Below are 18,568 nucleotides of genomic sequence, written 5' to 3' on the forward strand. Positions count from 1 at the left end.
ATGAAGACGATGAGCAATCAGGCCGCCAACCCCGAAGGCCGCATGCCGCTCATGGACCACCTCCGTGAGCTGCGCAACCGTCTGATCAAGGCGATCCTCGCCCTGCTCGTCGGCACGGTGATCGGGTGGATCTTCTTCACGCCGGTCTGGGACTTCCTCAAGGAGCCCTACTGCTCCCTGCCGCAGTCGAAGGACCTGAACGGCAGGACGTGCTCGCTGGTCGTCAACGGGATCTTCTCCTCGTTCTTCCTGCGGCTGAAGATCGCCTTCATCATCGGCATGGTGATCTCCTCGCCGGTCTGGCTGTTCCAGCTGTGGGCCTTCGTGGCGCCGGGCCTGTACCGGCGGGAGCGCCGGTGGACCTACGTGTTCATGGGCGTGGCGATCCCGCTGTTCTTCATCGGCACGGCGCTGGCCTACATCACCGTCGACAAGGGCCTGTCGATCTTCCTGGGCTTCGTGCCCGACGACGTCTCGGCGCTCATCACGGTCGACCACTACCTCGGCTACGTCCTGGCGATGTTGCTGGTCTTCGGCCTGACGTTCGAGCTGCCGCTGTTCGTGGTGATCCTCAACCTGGCCGGGGTGCTGAGCTCGTCGCGCATCCGCCGCTCACAGCGGATGATCATTTTTGGGATCTTCGTCTTCAGCGCGGTCGCCACGCCGAGCGCCGACCCGTTCACCATGCTGGCGCTGGCCCTGCCGACCGTGGTGCTGTTCGAGGTGTCGGCGGTCCTGGCGTTCCTCAACGACCGGCGCAAGGCCCGGCGGCCCGATCCCTACGAGGGCCTGTCGGACGACGAGATCTCCCCGCTCGAGCTGGAGGAGATCGACGCCGAGCTGGAACGGGAAGAGCAGGGCCGCGGAGACCGGCGGCGCTGAACGACGGGCCGGCGGCACCGAACGCACCCTGAATTGGGTATCGGGCCGGTCGAAACCGTAGGCTCGACATATGACCACCCCCGACGCGCCGTCGGCCGATGAAAGCCCCTCAGGACGGTACGCCGCCTTTCGCAAGCGCACCGAGGGCAACGGGCCGGCCCTCCTGGACTTCCAGACTCTCTACGACTTCGGGCTGGACCAGTTCCAGCTCGAGGCGTGCCGGGCCCTGGAGAGCGGCAGTGGGGTGCTGGTCGCGGCGCCCACCGGCTCGGGCAAGACCGTGGTCGGGGAGTTCGCCGTCCACCTCGCCCTGACCGGCAGGCAGAAGTGTTTCTACACCACCCCGATCAAGGCCCTGTCGAACCAGAAGTACGCCGACCTGGTCAAACGCTACGGCCCTGAGAAGGTGGGGCTCCTCACCGGCGACAACAGCGTCAACGGCGAGGCGCCGATCGTCGTGATGACGACCGAGGTGCTCCGCAACATGCTCTACGCCCAGTCGCCGACCCTGGCGGGGTTGGCGTTCGTGGTGATGGACGAGGTGCACTACCTCGCCGACCGCTTCCGCGGGGCCGTCTGGGAAGAAGTGATCATCCACGTGCCTGACTCGGTGCGGATCGTGGCCCTGTCGGCGACCGTCAGCAACGCCGAGGAGTTCGGCGAGTGGCTGCGCGAAGTGCGGGGCACGCAGACACCGGGCACGCAGACGCGGGACGGCAGGACGACGGGCGACACCGCGGTGATCGTCGACGAGCACCGGCCGGTGCCGCTGTTCCAGCACATGATGGTCGGCACCCGGCTCTACGACCTGTTCGTCGACACCGGCAAGGGCAAGGACCGGCAGGCCAAGGTCAACCCCGAGCTGCGCCGGATCTCGCTCGACGAGGTACGGCGGAACAAGGTCAACCAGGGCCGCCGGACGGGACGGCGCCGCACCGCCCGGCCGCAGCGGTACCGCCCGCCCGCGCGTCCCGACGTGATCGAACGGCTGGACCGCGCGGGGCTCCTGCCCGCCATCACGTTCATCTTCAGCCGGGCCGGGTGCGACGCCGCCGTCATGCAGTGCCTGTACGCGGGCACACGGCTGACCTCCAAGGAGGAGGCCGAGGAGATCCGCGCCCACGTCGAGCTGCGGACCGCCGACATCGCCCCCGACGACCTGGCCATCCTCGGCTACGACGACTTCCTCGCCGGCCTGGAACGCGGCATCGCCGCCCACCACGCCGGGATGCTCCCCACGTTCAAGGAGATCGTGGAGGAGCTGTTCACGCGCGGCCTGATCAGGGCGGTGTTCGCCACCGAGACGCTGGCGCTGGGCATCAACATGCCGGCCCGCACGGTGGTGATCGAGAAGCTCGACAAGTGGAACGGCGAGGCCCACGTCGACCTGACGCCGGGGGAGTACACGCAGCTCACCGGGCGCGCCGGCCGCCGCGGGATCGACGTCGAGGGCCACGCCGTGGTCCTGTGGAACCCCAGCGTCGAACCCGGCTCGGTGGCGGGCCTGGCCAGCACCCGTACCTACCCGCTCAACTCCAGCTTCCGGCCCTCGTACAACATGGCCGTCAACCTGGTCGGCGCGGTCGGCATCGAGCGTGCCCGCACGCTGCTGGAGGAGTCGTTCGCGCAGTTCCAGGCCGACCGCGCGGTCGTCGGGCTCGCCCGGCAGGTCCACAAGAACGAGGAGGCCTTGGAGGGCTACGCCAAGGCCGCCAAATGCCACCTGGGCGACTTCATGGAGTACGCGGCGCTGCGCCGCCGCCTGTCGGACCGCGAGGCCGAGCTCGCCCGCGAGCGGTCCTCAGAACGGCGGGCCGAGGCCGCCAGGTCCCTGGAGCACCTGCGGCCCGGCGACGTCGTCCTGGTGCCCAGCGGGCGCCGGTCGGGGATCGCGGTGGTCCTGGATCCCGGCGTCGGCAAACGGTCCGACGGCCCGGCGCCGCTGGTGCTGACCATCAGCGGGTCGGTTCAGCGGCTGTCGATCCTGGACTTCCCGCGCCCGGTCGAGCCGATCGAGCGCGTCCGCATCCCCAAGTCGTTCAGCCCGCGCAACCCGCAGGCCCGCCGCGACCTGGCGTCCACGCTGCGCAACAAGATCCCCGAGGACGCCCGGGAGCGCAGGCGCGGCGGCCGGGGCGAGTCCACGGCGGCCGACGACGCCGAGATCACGCGGCTGCGCGCCGAGCTGCGGCAGCACCCGGTGCACGGCTGCGACGAGCGCGAGGACCACGCGCGGTGGGCCGAGCGGTACTTCCGGCTGCAGCGCGAGACCGAGCAGCTGCGCCGCCGTGTCGAGGGCCGCTCGCAGGTCATCGCGCGGACGTTCGACCGGGTGTGCGCGGTGCTCCAGCAGCTCGGCTACCTCGACGGCGACGCCGTGACCGAGGAGGGCCGCCGCCTCGGCCGCATCTACAACGAGCTCGACCTGCTGACGGCCGAGAGCCTGCGCGCCGGGGTCTGGGAGAGGCTCGACCACGCCGAGCTGGCGGCCTGCGTGTCCGCCCTGGTGTACGAGTCGCGGCAGCCTGACGACGCCGCTCCGCCCAAGACGCCCGCCGGCGCGGCCCAGGAGGCCCTGGCCGCCATGGTGGGGCTCTGGGGCGAGCTCGACGCCATCGAGAAGGACAACCGGGTGTCGTTCCTGCGCGAGCCCGACCTCGGGTTCGCCTGGACCGCCTACCGGTGGGCCAAGGGCCACGACCTCGACGAGGTGCTGCTGGAGACCGACATGACGGCCGGTGACTTCGTCCGCGCGGTCAAGCAGCTCCTGGACCTGCTCGGGCAGGTCACCGACGCGGCGCCGGAGAACAGCCACATCCGCAAGACCGCCCGCCGGGCCATGGACGCCATGCGGCGCGGCGTCGTCGCCTACTCCTCGGTGACCTGACCCTCGTGTGACCTGACCCTCGCGGAGGCATGGGCGCGGCCGTTCTGGAAAGGGACGTCCACGAATGGTTCTCGACATGCCGAGGGGCCGAGGTGATGGAGATGGCCGACGGATCGACTGTGGTCGGCGTGCTCGTTCTGGTCGCGGGGCTGGCCATCCTGGTGCTGGCCGCCCTGTTCTACCTGGGCCGCCGCGACCCGCACCAGTGACGCGGCCCGGGTGGCGCGGGGAAGGTTAGGGTTGCCTTACCGCGGCCGGGTGCCGGCGCGGCACCGAGCGCGAGAGGCGGGATCGATGACCGAGGCCAACCCCTTCACCGAGGACGTGGTGGCGCAGATCATGCGGCACATGAACGAGGACCACGCCGGGGACTCGCGGATGATCGTCCAGGCGCTCGGCGGGCGGCCGGACGCCGAGTCGGCGCTGATGAGCGGGATGGACGCGGACGGCATCGACTTCGTCGCGGTGGTCGGGGGTGAGGACGTGCAGGTGCGGATCCCGTGGAGCCGGCGGCTGACCGAGCGCATCCAGGTGCGCCGTGAAGTGGTCCGGATGTCGGACGAGGCGCGCGACGTCCTCGGGCTGGCGCCGCGCGACGGCCGCTGAGGACGCTTCCTATTCCGACGCAGCGTCGGTAAAGTAGCCGACGTCACGTCGGAAACTTGCCGGACCGCCCTTCCGTTGTTAGTTAGGTGAGGCTAACCTAACTTGCATCGGGTCGTGCGGGCGAGCGAAGGGGATGTGCATGGGTACGGTCGAGCCGGACCAGGGGTTCTCGGCGGCGTTGCGGTCGGCGACCTGGAGCGACCACGGCGACAACGAAGGCTCGTCGTACATGAGCGCCCTGGTCGAGGGCCGGCTCGGTCAGGCGGAGTACGCGGTCCTGGTGGCGCAGCTGTACCACGTGTACGACGTGCTGGAGCAGGCCGCGGATCAGATGGCGGGCGATCCCGTGGCCGCCGCGTTCGACTTCGCGGACCTGCGCCGCCGTGCGGCCCTCCAAGCCGATCTCGCGTTCTTCTACGGGCCGGACTGGGCCGAGCGGATCGCTCTCAACGAGGCGACCAGGCGCTACTGCGACCGGTTGGGCGAGGTCTGCTTCGACTGGGCGGGCGGTTTCGTCGCCCATCACTACACCCGGTATCTCGGCGACCTGTCGGGCGGCCAGTACATCGCCCGGCAGGTCGAGCGTTCCCTCGGCATCGGCGCCGGGGACGACGGGGTGCGCTTCTACCGCTTCCCGGGCAAGCCCAAGGGCTACAAGGACCGTTACCGCGCCCTCCTCGACGCGGCGCCCTGGGACGAGCGGGAGAAGGACCGGATCATCTCCGAGGTGAAGCTGGCCTACAGGCTGAACGCCGAGGTCACGGCCGAGCTGAGCCGCGAGCTGCACATCGAGCCCGCCGCCTGAACGGGACGGCCGCGCCTCGTTCCAGCCGCCGGTCTCCGAATCCCACGGCCATGAGCGGTTGACCGGAATCCGACCCGGGTTTGAAAGGGCGTTTTCCGGACATCCCGCCTATGCGTCGGGGGATACGCCCTACACGCACCGGAGGTCACCATGCTCGCGATCGTCGCAGCGATCGTTTTCGGTATCGCCCTGCTGCTCGACCTGGCCGACTACGCGTCGGACGCCCTCAACTACCAGACCCTGATCGTGGTGGGCCTGCTGCTGCTCGCCCTCCACATGGCGGGATTCGGCACGTCCACCAACTGGCGCGGCCGCTCCTGGAGCCGCACCCGCAGGCGGTGACGCCGCCCTGCTTGAGAGAGACCTGCTTGTGAGAGACCCGCTGGTGGGAGACCGTCAGACCGTCCGGGTGAACCGGACCTGACGGCGAACGGGGCCGGACTCCGTCAGGCGTACCTTGACCGGGCCGCCGAGCGGCAGTCCGTCCCCGTCACAGCGGGCCAGCACGGCAGGGCTGAGCAACTGGACGAGCCCGCCCGAGCCGTTGCCCGAGACGTCCACCACCACCGCGTCGAACACCTCGCCGACGTGGTCACGTAGCAACAGCGCCTCGACGAGGTCGACGCAGGCCCGGTCGACCGACGCGCTCCGCTGCAGGCTCCGCCTCATGATGTCGGGCAGCCCGTGGAGCGCGGACCGCACCCAATCGGGGATGTCACCGCCCGCCGTCAGCGCCAGGCAGATCTCGGCCGCGTAGCGGTCGGCGAGACGGCGCAGCGGCGCGGTCACGTGCGCGTAGGACGCGGCGACGGCCGCGTGCCCGAGCGCGGCCGGGTCATCCGGTGTGATCCCCTCGAAGGCGGTGTAGCCGGCACCGCGCATCAGGCCCACGGCCTCGTGCAGGAACGCCGCGTGCCGGGAGTCGGAGGGGTCGAGGCCGCGGACGACCTCGCCGTACGACCGGTCCTCGGGCCAGCCGATGCCGAGCGCCGTCGCGGACCTGCGCAGCCGGGAGACCGCCTCGGCCGGTGGCGGCGGCATCGTGCGCAGCAACCCGATCCCGCCGTCCAGCATCAGCCCCGCGGCGGCCCTTCCGGTGAGCAGCGAGATCTGCGCGTTCCACGCCTCGCTCGGCAGCCCGCCGCGGAACGCCAGTTCCCAGCCGTCGTCGCCGCGGACGACCTCCTGCTCGGGCACCGGGAGGCTGACACCGCCGCGTTCCGCCTCCGCCTCGAGCAGCAGGGTGCCGATCTCGGCCAGCAGCGCGAGGCGCGGGTCGGCGGTCGCCGCACGCTGGGCACTGTCGTAGTCGAGGCGCTCGCGGCTGGTCACCAGCCGCCGCCGGACGTCCACGCCGGTGATCGTGCCGTCGCCGCCCAGGTCGATCGTCCAGACGACCGCGGGCCGCTGTTGGCCGGGCAGGAGGCTGGCCGCCGCCTCCGAGAGCTGCGGCGGATGCAGCGGCGCCTTCACGTCGGGCAGGTAGAGCGTCACGCCACGGGCGTGCGACTCGGCGTCGATGGCGCCGCCCGGCTGGACGAACGAGGCGACGTCGGCGATCGCGTAGTGCACGCGGTAGCCCGATCCGCGCCGTTCCAGATGCATGGCCTGGTCGAGATCCATCGACCCCGGCGGGTCCAGGGTGAAGAACGGCAGATCCGATGTCTCGGGCACCGGGCTGGGGACCTGCCGCGCGGCCTGGACCGCCTCGGCCATGACGGCGGCCGGGAACGCACCGGGGACCGCCAGCTCCTGGCGGATGCGGTCGAGGCCGGCGCGGACCTCGCTGTCGGCCTCCTCGGAACGGAGGCGTATCGGCCGTTGGGGCACTCCACGAGCGTAGGGGAGCGGCCCGGCAACGCCGGGCAAAGGCCGGTGATCGGCCGGGCAAACCCGGCCGGCGTCCTCCCCGGTAGCCGTCAATGCGTGCCCGAAGTGGCCGGGGTGTGCGCGAACTCCCGGAGCCCGGAGAGGTCGACCACGGTGATGCGGCGCCAGCCGGTGCGGACCAGCCCGTGCGCGCGCAGATCGCTCAGGGCGCGGGCGACGGTCTCCCGGGAGGCGTCCATCCAGCTGCCCAGTTCCTCCTGTGAGAGCGGGGGTGCGATGTCGATGCTGCCGTCGCGGCTGGGCGGGCATCGTTTGGCCGAGAGCTCGGCGAGGTCGGCCAGCAGCAGCGCGAGCCGCTGGGTGCCCTTGGCGGAGACATGGGCCTGCAGGCGGCGGTCGGCGTCGTCCTGGCGCCGGACCAGGGTGCTGCTGACCAGCATCCACACCCGGGGGTGGGCGTCCAGGAACGCGGTGAAGCGGGCGGCCGGGATCACCAGCGCCGACAGCGGGCTCAGCGCGGTGACGGTCGCCGACCGGCGGCGGCTGCCCAGCACCGCGCTCTCGCAGACCAGATCGCCCGGGCCGCGGACCGCCAGGACGACGTCGTGGCCGTCCTCGGTGGTCGAGGTGACCTTGGCCCAGCCGTCTTTGATGATGATGATGTGGTCGGATTCTTCGCCCTGGTAGCACAGCGGTGCGCGGGAGGCGTAGCCGCGCGGGCGGGCCACCTCGCGCAGCGCGGTGCGCTGCGTGTCGTCCAGAGCGTTCCAGAAGCCGTCCCAGGAGGAATCGGCAGCGGTGTGGTCATGCGGGGCGGCGGCGGGCGGGGTACCGCGCGGCGGAGAGTTCCTTTCGGTCACCGGGGGTCCGTTTTCTGAGAGCTCCGGGGGCGGAGGCTCGCGGGTCGGGGTGGCGTCCACTCCAGTGGACAATCGGGCCATGGGGTATGGCAAGGCCGCGCGCCGCTTTGGGCGGCGTCTGGTCTGTCACACCCGGGGTGCCTTCTTGCCCGGATGCCTTGAACCGGGATCCGGGCGTTCACCGAAACCGGCACCCGCGGCAGTTGGGGGGAGTGGGGCGGTGAGGCCCAGTGCCGCGGGTACCGGCCGTTCACGAGACGGCCCCGCGGACGCCGATCGGCAGCATGTCCATGGCCCTCCAGCGGCGGGGCGGTCGTCCTGCTCACCCGTCCAGCAAAACCCACCACTGATCACGATGTTGCGCCCAAGGGGACACCTAGTCTGCGTCACCTGACACAGTGGACAGGCCCGGCTTGCCGCCAGTATCGGCCTGTTGTCCCCGGTGGTCAGGGGCTGAGGGCGTTGAGCAGGCGGTTCACCGGGCTCTCCAGGCCCCAGCGGTCGGCGAGCCCGATGAGCGCCTCGGGGTCGCGCGGTGTGCGGGGCAGCGCGTCGTCGAGGTCGCGCAGCTCGGGCGAGTCGATGTCGGTGACGACCCGGACCACGGTCTCGGCGGCGGTGAGATAGTCGCGGGCGCCCTCCAGACGCCGCCGGGCACCGGCCGGGAACCCCTCGAGGGTGCCGGCCTCCAGGGCGGCGACGATGCCGTCGATCGAGCCGAAGCGGGTGATGAGCGCGGCGGCGGTCTTGTCGCCGATGCCCGGCACGCCCGGGAGCCCGTCGCTGGGGTCGCCGCGCAGCGTCGCGTAGTCGCCGTAGCCGCGGCCGGGGATGCCGTACTTCTCGGCGACCTCCTTCTCGCCCATGACCTGGAGGTTGCGGATGCCGCGGGCGGTGTAGAGCACCAGGACCGGCCCGCGCTCGTCGACGAGCTGGAACAGGTCCCGGTCGCCGGTCACGATGTCGACGGGGCCCTGGAGGGCCCCGCGCACGGCCAGCGTGCCGATGACGTCGTCGGCCTCGTAGCCCGCCACGCCCACCCGGGCCAGCCCGACCGCGTCGAGCACCGCGTCGATGATGGGCAGCTGGACCTCGAGGGGGTCGGGGGTCTGGTCGCCGCCGTCCTCGGCCACCCGGTGCGCCTTGTAGGAGGGCAGCGCCTCGACGCGGAACGCGGGCCGCCAGTCGGCGTCCATGCAGCAGACCAGGCGATCGGGGGACCGGTCCTGCACCAGCCGGGCGATCATGTCGATCAGCCCCCGGACCGCGTTGACGGGCGTCCCGTCCGGCGCCTTGATCGATTCGGGCACCCCGAAGAAGGCGCGGAAGTACAACGACGGCGTGTCCAGCAGCATCAGCCCGCTCATGGGGCTCATCGTGCCATGTCGCGGCACTGTGTTGCGGCCCCATGTCGCGGTGCTGTCGTGTCCCGTTGGCTGCCGTCGCCGAGCTCGGGCCCCGCGTGGGGGAGCGCGACGGCGCTTGCCATGCTGGTCCCTGGGACCCTTGTTCGTATCCGAAGCGGAATGGAGACGGATGTGACGACGGAGTTGTATCCGCGTGAGCGGCTTTCACAGGTGCAGCAGGCGACGGCCGAGGCGGGGCTGGGTGCGCTGCTGCTGACGCCGGGCCCCGATCTGCGGTACGTGACGGGCTACAACGCGCTGCCCCTGGAACGGCTCACCTGCCTCGTGGTGCCGTCGTCGGGCGACCCGTTCCTGGTGGTGCCCAGGCTGGAGCTGCCCGCCGCGAAGGAGTCGCCCGCCGGTGACCTGGGCGTGGAACTGGTGCCCTGGGACGAGACCGACGACCCCTACGCGCTGGTGGCGGGACGGCTGCCGGGCCAGGTGGGCACGGTGGGGCTGGCAGACCGGATGTGGGCGATGATGGTGCTCCGCTTCCGGGACGCGATGCCCGGCGCCGAGCAGGTCCTCGCCGGGACGGTGCTGCGGGAGCTGCGCATGCGCAAGAGCGCCGCCGAGGTCGCGGCGCTGCGCGAGGCGGGCGCCGCGATCGACCGGGTGCACCGACGCGTGCCGGACTTCCTCAAGCCCGGCCGTACCGAACGCGAGGTGGGCCGCGACATCGCCGACGCCATCATCGCCGAGGGCCACGAGACGGTGGACTTCGTCATCGTCGGCTCCGGCCCCAACGGCGCCAACCCGCACGCGGAGCTGTCGGACCGGGTGATCCGGCCGGGCGAGCCGGTCGTGGTCGACATCGGCGGGACCATGCCCAGCGGCTACTGCTCCGACTCCACCCGCAACTACTGCGTCGGGACGCCGCCGGACGACTACCTGGCGTACTACCGGGTGCTCCAGGAGGCGCAGCAGGCGTCCTGCGACGCGGTGAAGCCGGGCGTGACACCCGAGGCGGTCGACGCCGCCGGGCGCGAGGTGATCGCGGCGGCCGGGTACGGCGAGTACTTCATCCACCGCACCGGGCACGGCATCGGGCTGGAGTCGCACGAGGAGCCCTACATCGTCGCGGGCAACACCGAGCCGCTCGAAGCCGGGATGGCGTTCTCGATCGAGCCGGGCATCTACCCGGGGGCGCACGGCGCCCGGATCGAGGACATCGTGGTGTGCACCGAGAACGGCGCCGACCGGATGAACACCACCGACCGGAGTGTGATCATCGTCGGCTGACGACGGACGCGCGGTGAACGAGGGCGGATCGGCGCTGATCCGCCCTCGTTCAGGGAGATAACGATCTCTGCACCAAATGTCTCAGTACGTGGTGTGCCGGTTGCGGCCCGGCTGCGCCGCGGGGTACGTAAGTCCTTGTTCCGCCGGGGTTACGGACACATGTCCCCCAGGTTGCCGGACAAAGAGGAGACGCCGTGGCAGAGGTGGCCCTGACGGGCGTCGGGAAGGTCTATCCCGACGGGACCCGGGCCGTGACCGACCTGAATCTGGCCATCGCCGACGGGGAGTTCCTCGTCCTGGTCGGGCCGTCCGGATGCGGGAAGACGACCGCGCTGCGGATGGTCGCCGGCCTGGAGGAGATCTCCGAGGGCGAGGTCACGATCGGCAACCGGGTGGTGAACCGGATTCCCTCCCGCGACCGCGACGTGGCGATGGTCTTCCAGAGCTACGCGCTCTACCCGCACCTGTCGGTGCGCGACAACATCGGGTTCGGCCTGTCGCTGCGCAAGCTGCCCAAGGCCGAGATCCGCGCCAAGGTCGACCAGGCCGCGGAGATCCTCGGCCTCACCGACCACCTGAACCGCAAGCCCCGCAACCTGTCGGGCGGCCAGCGGCAGCGCGTGGCGATGGGCCGCGCGATCGTGCGCGAGCCCCAGGCGTTCCTGATGGACGAGCCGCTGTCCAACCTGGACGCCAAGCTCCGCGTCCAGATGCGCGCCGAGATCGCCCGCATCCAGCGCGACCTCGGCGTCACCACGATCTACGTCACCCACGACCAGACCGAGGCGATGACGCTCGGCGACCGGGTCGCGGTGATGAAGAAGGGCGAGCTCCAGCAGGTGGCACCGCCACAGGAGCTCTACGACCGGCCGGCGAACCTGTTCGTCGCCGGCTTCATCGGCTCACCCGCCATGAACCTGCTTCAGGGCACGCTGACCGGGGACGCGGCGAACCCGCGCATCGAGGTCGGCGGCCAGACGCTGACCCTGCCCGGGGAGGTGCTGGCTGACCGCGAGGGGCTGCGCGCCTACCTCGGCAAGTCCGTCGTCGTCGGCATCCGCCCTGAGGACATGGAGGACGCCGAGCTCATCGACGCCGCTGACGGCGCGCGGCTCACCTCCACCGCGGAACTGGTGGAGGCGATGGGCTCGGACGTGCTCGTGCACTTCGCGGTCGAGGCCGCTCAGGTCGTCACCGAGGACACCAAGGAGCTGGCCCGGGACGCGGGCACCGACGTGCTCGGTTCCCTGGACGCGCCGCGCACCGACATGGTCGCGCGGTTCAGCCCCCGGACCCGCGTGAAGGTCGGCGACCCGCTCGACATCCACGTGGACACCGGCCGACTGCATTTCTTCGACCCCGAGAGCGGTGCGTCGATCTGGTGATCGGCCGCACCCTCGTCCAGGAAGGAAACGAATGCGCAGCAACCGTTTTGCCGTGATGCGGGGCACCGCCCTCGCGACCGGCCTGCTCCTCGCCCTCGCCGCCTGCAGCGGCGACGACTCCGGTGACAAGGGCGGTGACTCCGGCGGCCAGACGCTCAAGGGCGTCAAGCTCGAGGTGGCCGCGGTGTGGACCGGCGCCGAGGGCAACGGCTTCAAGAAGGTGCTGGAGGGCTTCCAGAAGAAGACCGGGGCGACCGTCACGCTCACCCCGACCGGCGACAACACCGCCACGTTCCTGCAGACCAAGATCCAGGGCGGTGCGCCGCCGGACGTGGCGATGCTGCCCCAGCAGGGCGTCATCGCCGAGTTCGCCAAGAAGGGCTGGATCAAGCCGCTGAGCCCCGAGGTCCAGACGCTGGTCAAGCAGAACTACGCCAAGGTGTGGCAGGACTTCGGCACCGCCGACGGCAAGCTCTACGGCCTGTACTTCAAGGCCGGCAACAAGTCGCTGGTCTGGTACCGCACCAAGGCGTTCCAGGACGCCGGCGTGCAGCCGCCCGCCGACTGGGCGAGCTTCGTGAAGGCCGCGCAGACCCTCTCCGACGCCGGCACCACCCCGCTGGCGATCGCGGGCGGCGACGGCTGGACGCTGACCGACTGGTTCGAGAACGTCTACGCCTCGCAGGCCGGCGTGGAGAAGTACCGCCAGCTGTCCAAGCACGAGATCAAGTGGACCGACCCGTCGGTCAAGCAGGCGCTGAAGACGCTCGCCGAGATCTGGAGCAAGCCCACCTTCATGTCCGGCGGCGTGGCCGGGGCCAACAGCCTGCTCATGGACCAGGCGGTCACCACCGTCTTCGGCGACCAGCCCAAGGCCGCCATGCTCTCCGGCGCCGACGTCGTCTCGGCGAACATCACCGAGACCAAGTCCAAGGTCGGCACCGACGCGCTGGTCTTCCCGTTCCCCAAGACCGGGGAGAAGCCGCCGCTGGTCGGCGCGGGCGACGCCGCGGTCATGCTCAAGGACAACAAGGGCAGCCAGGAGTTCATGAAGTACCTGGCCTCGCCTGAGGCGGCCGCGCAGTGGGCGAAGGTCGGCGGCTACATCTCGCCGAACAAGGGCCTCGACATGTCGAACTACCCCGACGAGGTCCAGCGCACCAGCGCCAAGGCCGTCATCGACGCGGGTGACGACTTCCTGTTCGACATGTCCGACCTCTACCCGGCGGCCTTCGGCGGCACCAAGGGCTCGGGCGAATGGAAGCGCCTCCAGGACTTCCTGAAGAACCCGAACAGCGTGGACGCGACGGCGGCGGGCCTGGAGTCCGACGCCGCCAAGGCCATGAAGAGCTGACCACCCATCACACTGACGGGACAACGGAGAAGCACATGACCGACTCCCCCGAGAGTCCGGCCGCGCCCGAGCCCTCGGGGGACGGGTCCGAGAAGAAGGCAGTCTCTGGGAAGGCCCGGACCGAGCCGCCCGCTGAGGGCGGGCGGCTGGGGCCGGCGCCGTGGATGTCCGGCGGGTTCCTGCTACCGGCGCTCCTGGTGCTGGGCCTGCTGGTCGTCTACCCGATCCTCTACACGTTCTGGCGGAGCCTGTACGACGGCTCTGGCGAGAAGCTGGTGTGGTTCGGCAACTACACCGACATGTTCACCGACGACGTCACGGTCAGCTGGGGCCCGACGGCGGGCAAGCTGACCGTGACCCTGTTGGTGCTGCTGGTCGCGGCGGGCACGGTCTTCGCCGCGTACCTCGGCATCACCGACTGGCGGCGAGCCGGGATCACCCTCGTGGCGCTGCCGCTGGCCCTGCTCCTGATGTGGGCGCTGCTGTCGGCCAAGTCGCCGATGTACACCGCGTTCCGCAACAACCTGATCTGGGTCATCGCGGCGCCGTCCATCATCGTCGCGCTCGGGCTCATCTTCGCGGTGGTGACCGAGCGCATCCGGTGGGCGGCGGCGTTCAAGCTCATCGTCTTCATGCCGATGGCGATCTCGATGCTGGCCGCCGGCGTCATCTTCACGCTGGTGTACGACCGGGCGCCCGAACGCGGCGTGCTGAACGCGGTCGCCGTCGGAGTGCACGACACGTTCAAGGAGTCCTCCGCCTTCCCGGGCGTCCGTCCCAGGGAGAGCGGCGGCCCGCTGAAGTCGGAGAAGACCTCCGGCGGCACCGCCTACGTCACCCGCGAGGCGGTGCAGCCCGGCGCGACCGTGCTGCTGCCGCTCGTCGCGGTCAAGCCCGAGGTGCAGCGGACGCTGGCGCCCGCCAAGGCGAACACGCCGCGGCCCGGCACCATCACCGGCACGGTGTGGTCGGACTTCACGCCGGGCGCCACGGCCAAGCCCAACCAGGTCGACCCGCCCGAGAAGGGGCTCGGGAAGATCAAGGTCGAGGCCGTCTCGGGCGGCAAGGTCGCCGCGACCGCCACCTCCGCAGCGGACGGCACGTTCGCCTTCAAGGACCTGCCCGCCGGGGCATACACGATCCGCCTGGCGGCCTCGAACTTCGCCGAGCCCTACAACGGCATCGACTGGCTCGGCTCCAGCCTGGTCACCGCGTCCATCATCGGCGCGTACATCTGGATGTGGGCGGGCTTCGCGATGGTCCTCATCGGCGCCGGGCTGGCCGCGATCCCGCGCGACGCCCTGGAGGCGGCGCGCGTCGACGGCGCGACCGAGCTCCAGGTGTTCTGGCGGGTGACGATGCCGCTGCTGGCGCCGGTGCTGGTGGTCGTGCTCGTCACCCTGGTCATCAACGTGCTGAAGGTGTTCGACCTCGTCTACATCATCGCGCCGGGCTCGACCCAGCAGGACGCCAACGTGCTCGCCCTGCAGATGTACCTCAAGTCGTTCACCGGTGAGGGCGCCGACCAGGGCATGGGCAGCGCGATCGCGATCGTGCTCTTCCTGCTTGTGCTGCCCGCGATGATCTTCAACATCCGCCGATTCCGCCGGGAGCAGGGATGACCGAGAGCACCGAGTCCGACAGCGCCGGGTCCGTGGACGCGGCGGGCACGGGCGTGGCCACCGGCGGCGCGGCGGCGAAGGTCCCGGCGGCCGCCGATCCGGAGGGGCGTGCCGCGCGGGGCGTGTCGGGGGCGCCGCGGCGGAGCGTCGCGTCCCGGATCGTGAACCGGTTGGGCGGCGGGGCCGTGCAGATCGCCCTGATCCTGATCGCGGTCGTCTGGCTGGTGCCGACGATCGGGTTGTTCATCGCCTCGCTGCGCGGCCAGGCCGACAACACCGAGAGCGGCTGGTGGAAGGTCTTCACCAAGCCCACCGAGCTGACCCTCAAGAACTACACCGACGTCATGTCGAACGACGACATGACCACCGGGTTCGTGAACACCGTCCTCATCACGGTGCCGACGACGGTGCTGGTCGTGGTCATCGCGTCGCTGGCGGCGTACGCGTTCGCCTGGATCGAGTTCCCGGGGCGCGACTGGCTGTTCCTGGGCGTGGTGGGCCTGCTGGTGGTGCCGATCCAGGTCGGCCTCATCCCGATCGCCAAGCTCTACGGCGGGATCGAGATCGGCGGGTTCAAGATGTTCGGGTCGATCGCGGGCGTGGTGCTGTTCCACGTCGCGTACGGCCTGCCGTTCGCCATCTTCCTGCTGCGCAACTACTTCGCCGGGATCCCGCGGGCCCTGCTGGAGGCGGCGCGGATGGACGGCGGCACCGAGTGGACCATCTTCCGCCGGGTGATCTTCCCGCTGGGCGGCCCGGCGATCGCGTCGCTGAGCATCTTCCAGTTCCTGTGGGTGTGGAACGACATGCTGATCGCGCTGATCTTCGCCAACCGGGACTCCCAGCCCCTGACGGTGGCGATCCAGCAGCAGGTCCGGCAGTTCGGCTCCAACATCGACATCATCGCGCCCGGGGCGTTCCTGTCGCTGGTGGTGCCGCTGGCCGTGTTCTTCGCCTTCCAGCGGTACTTCGTGCAGGGGGTGCTCGCCGGCTCGGTGAAGTGAGAGAGATGAAGCGCCGCATACCGTGATCTGAACGGCATGCGGCGCACATCTGAAGAATGTGACGCATATCACGTTCCCCACAGCCTGTGGACGAGGCTGTGGGAAACGTGATGCGTTCGTTAGGCCGGGACCTCGTCGTCGGCGGGCTCGACCGCGGGCGCGCCGGCGTGGCCGATCGCCAGGCCGCTGGCCGGGTCGAAGAAGTGCAGGCGGCGGGTGTCGACGGCCAGTTCGATGTCCTGGCCGGGGCGCACGTGGGAGCGCGCGTTGACACGCGCGGTCCACAGCGCCTTGTTCTCGATCAGCGGGATCGCCATGTCGGCCGCCTCGCCCTCGGCCGCGTCCTCGGCCAGGTCGGCGGTGTCCTTGTGCTCGACCGGCGGCGCGTCGATGGTGAAGATGACGTTGATCTCGCTGCCCAGCTCCTCGGTGACGCTGCTCTTGGCGGCCAGCGGCGCCCACTCGGGCTTGGCGTGCGCGGCGTCCTCGAAGTCCGACGGCCGGATACCGAGGATGATCTTCTTGCCGAGGTAGCCGTCCAGCCCGGGCTTGTCGGCCAGCAGCGCGTCCGGCACCGGCAGCGTGTAGCCGGCGAACGAGACCTGCGCGCCGCCGTCGCCGCGGCTGAGCTCGGCGTTCACGAAGTTCATGGCGGGGGAGCCGATGAAGCCCGCGACGAACAGGTTGACCGGGTTGTCGAACAGGCGCTGCGGGGTGTCGACCTGCTGCAGCCTGCCCTCGCGCAGCACGCAGACCCGGTCGCCCAGCGTCATGGCCTCGACCTGGTCGTGCGTGACGTACACGGTGGTGACGCCGAGGCGCTCGTGCAGCTGGCTCAGCGAGGCGCGCATCGACACGCGCAGCTTGGCGTCCAGGTTGGACAGCGGCTCGTCCATGAGGAACGCCTGGGGCTGGCGCACGATGGCGCGGCCCATCGCCACGCGCTGGCGCTGGCCGCCCGACAGCGCGGCGGGCTTGCGCGCCAGGAACTGCTCGAGGCCGAGCATCTTGGCCGCCTCAAGGACCTTCTGCTTGATCTCGGACTTGGGCGTGCCGCGCAGCTTCAGGCCGAACGCCAGGTTCTGCTCGACCGTCATGTGCGGGTAGAGGGCGTAGTTCTGGAAGACCATCGCGATGTCGCGGTCCTTGGGCGCGAGATCGTTCACGATCTGGTCGCCGATCGAGATCTTGCCGTCGCTGATCTCCTCCAGCCCGGCGATCATCCGCAGCGCGGTCGACTTGCCGCAGCCGGACGGGCCGACCAGCACCATGAACTCACCGTCGCGGATCTCCAGGTCCAGGGAGTCCACGGCCTTGACGCCGCCCGAATAGATCTTGTCGACCTTGTCCAGCACGATCTTGGCCATCGTCTGCCTTTCGCCTCACCCGCACGCCGTCGCACGGGCCCCCCGATCACCGGCCGGTGCCGGCATCGGATGGAAACGTTTCCAACCCACTCGGATAAGCAGGCCCTTTACTTGTTCATCGGATTAAACCTCATGGAAACGTTTCCACAACACGCAAGATCATGAAAAAATGCGGTGGACGGCCGCCGAACAGATGGCGGTCATGGCCGGCAGGGGTGGTCAGTGGCAGGTGTGGGCGACCGGGGCGGGTCCGGCAGGCCTGCGGCGCGGCCTGCGACGATCAAGGACGTCGCGGCGGCGGCGGGGGTCGGGATCGCCACGGTCTCGCGGGTGTTCTCGGGCGGCTCGGTCAGCGCGGCGACGCGGGAACGGGTCCTCGCCGCCGCCGGGGATCTCGACTATCGGCCGAGCGCGGTGGGCCGCAGCCTCAAACTCCAGCGGACGGGCGGGATCGGGCTGATCGTCCCCGACGTGACCGACCCGTTCTGCGCGGACCTGATCGCGGGTGTGCTGGAGTGCGCGCGGACGTTCGGCGAGCACGTCCTCCTGGACGCCGCGCACGGCGACGCCGGGCGGGAGGCCGCCATCGCCGACCGGATGATGGAGCAGCGCGTCGACGGGATCATCGTCGTGCCGGAGGGGGACCCGGCCGCGTGGCACTCGGTGGTCGGGGCCGGCGGCTGGGTCGTCTCCGTCGACCGCGTGCTCCCCGGGCCGCCGGACGTCCTCACCGTGCTCATCGACGACCGTGCCGGGGTGCGGGCCCTCGTGGAGTATCTGGTGGGTCTCGGGCACCGGCGGATCGCGTTCCTCGGGGCCGCGTCACCGGGCGCGCCGACGGGCGTACGGGAGGCCGCGTTCCGCGACACGCTCGCCCAGCTGGGCGTCGCGGTGGACGAGGACCTGGTGGTCGCGGCCAGGCCCGAGCGCGACAGCGCCTACGCGGCGGCGGCCGGGCTGCTGCAGCGGCGGGCCGGCGCGTCGGCCGTGCTGGCCGCCGGGCACCTGATCGGCGAGGCGGCCGTGCTGGTGGCGCGCGAGCTGGACCTGCGGGTGCCCGCGGACGTGTCGATCGCGATGGTCGGGGACGTGTCCTGGGCCGAGCTGTGCGACCCGCCGCTGACCGCGGTGGCGCGCCCCGGCCATGACGCCGGATACCGGGCCTGCGAGCTGCTGCTGCGAGACCGCACGCGGGCCCGGGGCGGGCCGGTGCTGCTGCCCACCGAGCTGGTGATCCGCGGCAGCTGCGGGCCGCCGCGCCGGGCCTGACCGATCTGTGACCGTAACCGGGTCGGCACCGGCCTCCCGCGCAGGCTAG

15 protein-coding genes are annotated in these 18,568 nt (G+C 70.8%); 11 read left to right on the plus strand and 4 right to left on the minus strand.

Annotated elements, in window-relative coordinates; genetic code table 11:
• Positions 1-9: 9 nt before the first annotated feature.
• The 5 genes from tatC to F8566_RS14550 all read left to right on the plus strand — a co-directional run bounded on the left by tatC (position 10) and on the right by F8566_RS14550 (position 5,522).
• Positions 10-882: a twin-arginine translocase subunit TatC gene (gene tatC / locus F8566_RS14530; protein WP_225993172.1), complete on the plus strand. Its 873-nt coding sequence runs from the start codon at positions 10-12 to the stop codon at positions 880-882.
• 70 nt (positions 883-952) lie between these two features.
• A complete protein-coding gene (locus F8566_RS14535) occupies positions 953-3,769 on the plus strand; it encodes a DEAD/DEAH box helicase (RefSeq protein ID WP_151560739.1) in 2,817 nt (938 codons plus the stop codon).
• A 294-nt stretch (positions 3,770-4,063) separates the two neighbouring features.
• The gene (locus F8566_RS14540; protein ID WP_151560740.1) at positions 4,064-4,375 is read left to right on the plus strand and encodes a DUF2470 domain-containing protein; all 312 of its coding nucleotides are present in this window, start codon (positions 4,064-4,066) and stop codon (positions 4,373-4,375) included.
• 139 nt (positions 4,376-4,514) lie between these two features.
• Entirely contained in the window at positions 4,515-5,180 is a 666-nt protein-coding gene (locus F8566_RS14545) for a biliverdin-producing heme oxygenase (RefSeq protein ID WP_151560741.1), read from the plus strand.
• A 150-nt stretch (positions 5,181-5,330) separates the two neighbouring features.
• Positions 5,331-5,522 carry a hypothetical protein gene (locus F8566_RS14550; RefSeq protein WP_151560742.1) on the plus strand — a complete coding sequence of 64 codons (192 nt, stop codon included), beginning with the start codon at positions 5,331-5,333 and terminating at the stop codon, positions 5,520-5,522.
• Positions 5,523-5,576: 54 nt separating this feature from the next.
• Here the strand turns inward: F8566_RS14550 and F8566_RS14555 are convergent, their stop codons facing one another.
• The 3 genes from F8566_RS14555 to F8566_RS14565 form a co-directional block, all read right to left on the minus strand.
• Positions 5,577-7,010, minus strand: coding sequence for an RNB domain-containing ribonuclease (locus tag F8566_RS14555; protein ID WP_151560743.1), 1,434 nt, complete (start codon positions 7,008-7,010; stop codon positions 5,577-5,579).
• Positions 7,011-7,099: 89 nt separating this feature from the next.
• Positions 7,100-7,870 (minus strand): Crp/Fnr family transcriptional regulator, encoded by a 771-nt coding sequence (locus F8566_RS14560; RefSeq protein ID WP_225993173.1) that lies wholly within the window; start codon positions 7,868-7,870, stop codon positions 7,100-7,102.
• A 446-nt stretch (positions 7,871-8,316) separates the two neighbouring features.
• The gene (locus F8566_RS14565; RefSeq protein WP_151560745.1) at positions 8,317-9,237 is read right to left on the minus strand and encodes a 5'-3' exonuclease; all 921 of its coding nucleotides are present in this window, start codon (positions 9,235-9,237) and stop codon (positions 8,317-8,319) included.
• A 171-nt stretch (positions 9,238-9,408) separates the two neighbouring features.
• Here F8566_RS14565 and F8566_RS14570 point away from each other — a divergent pair, with 171 nt between their 5' ends.
• The 5 genes from F8566_RS14570 to F8566_RS14590 all read left to right on the plus strand — a co-directional run bounded on the left by F8566_RS14570 (position 9,409) and on the right by F8566_RS14590 (position 15,883).
• Positions 9,409-10,518, plus strand: a complete 1,110-nt coding sequence (locus F8566_RS14570) for a M24 family metallopeptidase (protein ID WP_225993174.1) — start codon at positions 9,409-9,411, stop codon at positions 10,516-10,518.
• A gap of 194 nt (positions 10,519-10,712) precedes the next feature.
• Positions 10,713-11,903, plus strand: coding sequence for an ABC transporter ATP-binding protein (locus F8566_RS14575; RefSeq protein ID WP_151560747.1), 1,191 nt, complete (start codon positions 10,713-10,715; stop codon positions 11,901-11,903).
• Positions 11,904-11,934: 31 nt separating this feature from the next.
• Positions 11,935-13,257, plus strand: a complete 1,323-nt coding sequence (locus F8566_RS14580; protein WP_151560748.1) for an ABC transporter substrate-binding protein — start codon at positions 11,935-11,937, stop codon at positions 13,255-13,257.
• Between the two features lie 35 nt (positions 13,258-13,292).
• Positions 13,293-14,879 carry an ABC transporter permease subunit gene (locus F8566_RS14585; protein ID WP_225993175.1) on the plus strand — a complete coding sequence of 529 codons (1,587 nt, stop codon included), beginning with the start codon at positions 13,293-13,295 and terminating at the stop codon, positions 14,877-14,879.
• On the plus strand, positions 14,876-15,883 hold the full coding sequence (locus F8566_RS14590; RefSeq protein ID WP_151560749.1) for a carbohydrate ABC transporter permease: 1,008 nt from the start codon (positions 14,876-14,878) through the stop codon (positions 15,881-15,883). The genes F8566_RS14585 and F8566_RS14590 overlap by 4 nt, the downstream gene beginning before the upstream one ends.
• A 119-nt stretch (positions 15,884-16,002) precedes the next feature.
• Here the strand turns inward: F8566_RS14590 and F8566_RS14595 are convergent, their stop codons facing one another.
• The gene (locus F8566_RS14595) at positions 16,003-17,250 is read right to left on the minus strand and encodes an ABC transporter ATP-binding protein (RefSeq protein ID WP_151560750.1); all 1,248 of its coding nucleotides are present in this window, start codon (positions 17,248-17,250) and stop codon (positions 16,003-16,005) included.
• Between the two features lie 222 nt (positions 17,251-17,472).
• Between F8566_RS14595 and F8566_RS14600 the strand changes: the two genes are divergently transcribed.
• Complete coding sequence (locus F8566_RS14600) at positions 17,473-18,519, plus strand: LacI family DNA-binding transcriptional regulator (RefSeq protein WP_225993176.1); 1,047 nt, start codon at positions 17,473-17,475, stop codon at positions 18,517-18,519.
• The last annotated feature ends 49 nt before the right edge of the window (positions 18,520-18,568 follow it).

The sequence above is a fragment of the Actinomadura rudentiformis genome, assembly GCF_008923185.1.
Taxonomy (GTDB): domain Bacteria; phylum Actinomycetota; class Actinomycetes; order Streptosporangiales; family Streptosporangiaceae; genus Spirillospora; species Spirillospora rudentiformis.

Coding starts and splice junctions, on each gene's coding strand:
- tatC (WP_225993172.1), top strand. CDS start 10: ATGAGCAATCAGGCCGCCAACCCCGAAGGCCGCATGCCGCTCATGGAC.
- F8566_RS14535 (WP_151560739.1), top strand. CDS start 953: ATGACCACCCCCGACGCGCCGTCGGCCGATGAAAGCCCCTCAGGACGG.
- F8566_RS14540 (WP_151560740.1), top strand. CDS start 4,064: ATGACCGAGGCCAACCCCTTCACCGAGGACGTGGTGGCGCAGATCATG.
- F8566_RS14545 (WP_151560741.1), top strand. CDS start 4,515: ATGGGTACGGTCGAGCCGGACCAGGGGTTCTCGGCGGCGTTGCGGTCG.
- F8566_RS14550 (WP_151560742.1), top strand. CDS start 5,331: ATGCTCGCGATCGTCGCAGCGATCGTTTTCGGTATCGCCCTGCTGCTC.
- F8566_RS14565 (WP_151560745.1), bottom strand. CDS start 9,237: ATGAGCGGGCTGATGCTGCTGGACACGCCGTCGTTGTACTTCCGCGCC.
- F8566_RS14580 (WP_151560748.1), top strand. CDS start 11,935: ATGCGCAGCAACCGTTTTGCCGTGATGCGGGGCACCGCCCTCGCGACC.
- F8566_RS14585 (WP_225993175.1), top strand. CDS start 13,293: ATGACCGACTCCCCCGAGAGTCCGGCCGCGCCCGAGCCCTCGGGGGAC.
- F8566_RS14590 (WP_151560749.1), top strand. CDS start 14,876: ATGACCGAGAGCACCGAGTCCGACAGCGCCGGGTCCGTGGACGCGGCG.
- F8566_RS14595 (WP_151560750.1), bottom strand. CDS start 17,250: ATGGCCAAGATCGTGCTGGACAAGGTCGACAAGATCTATTCGGGCGGC.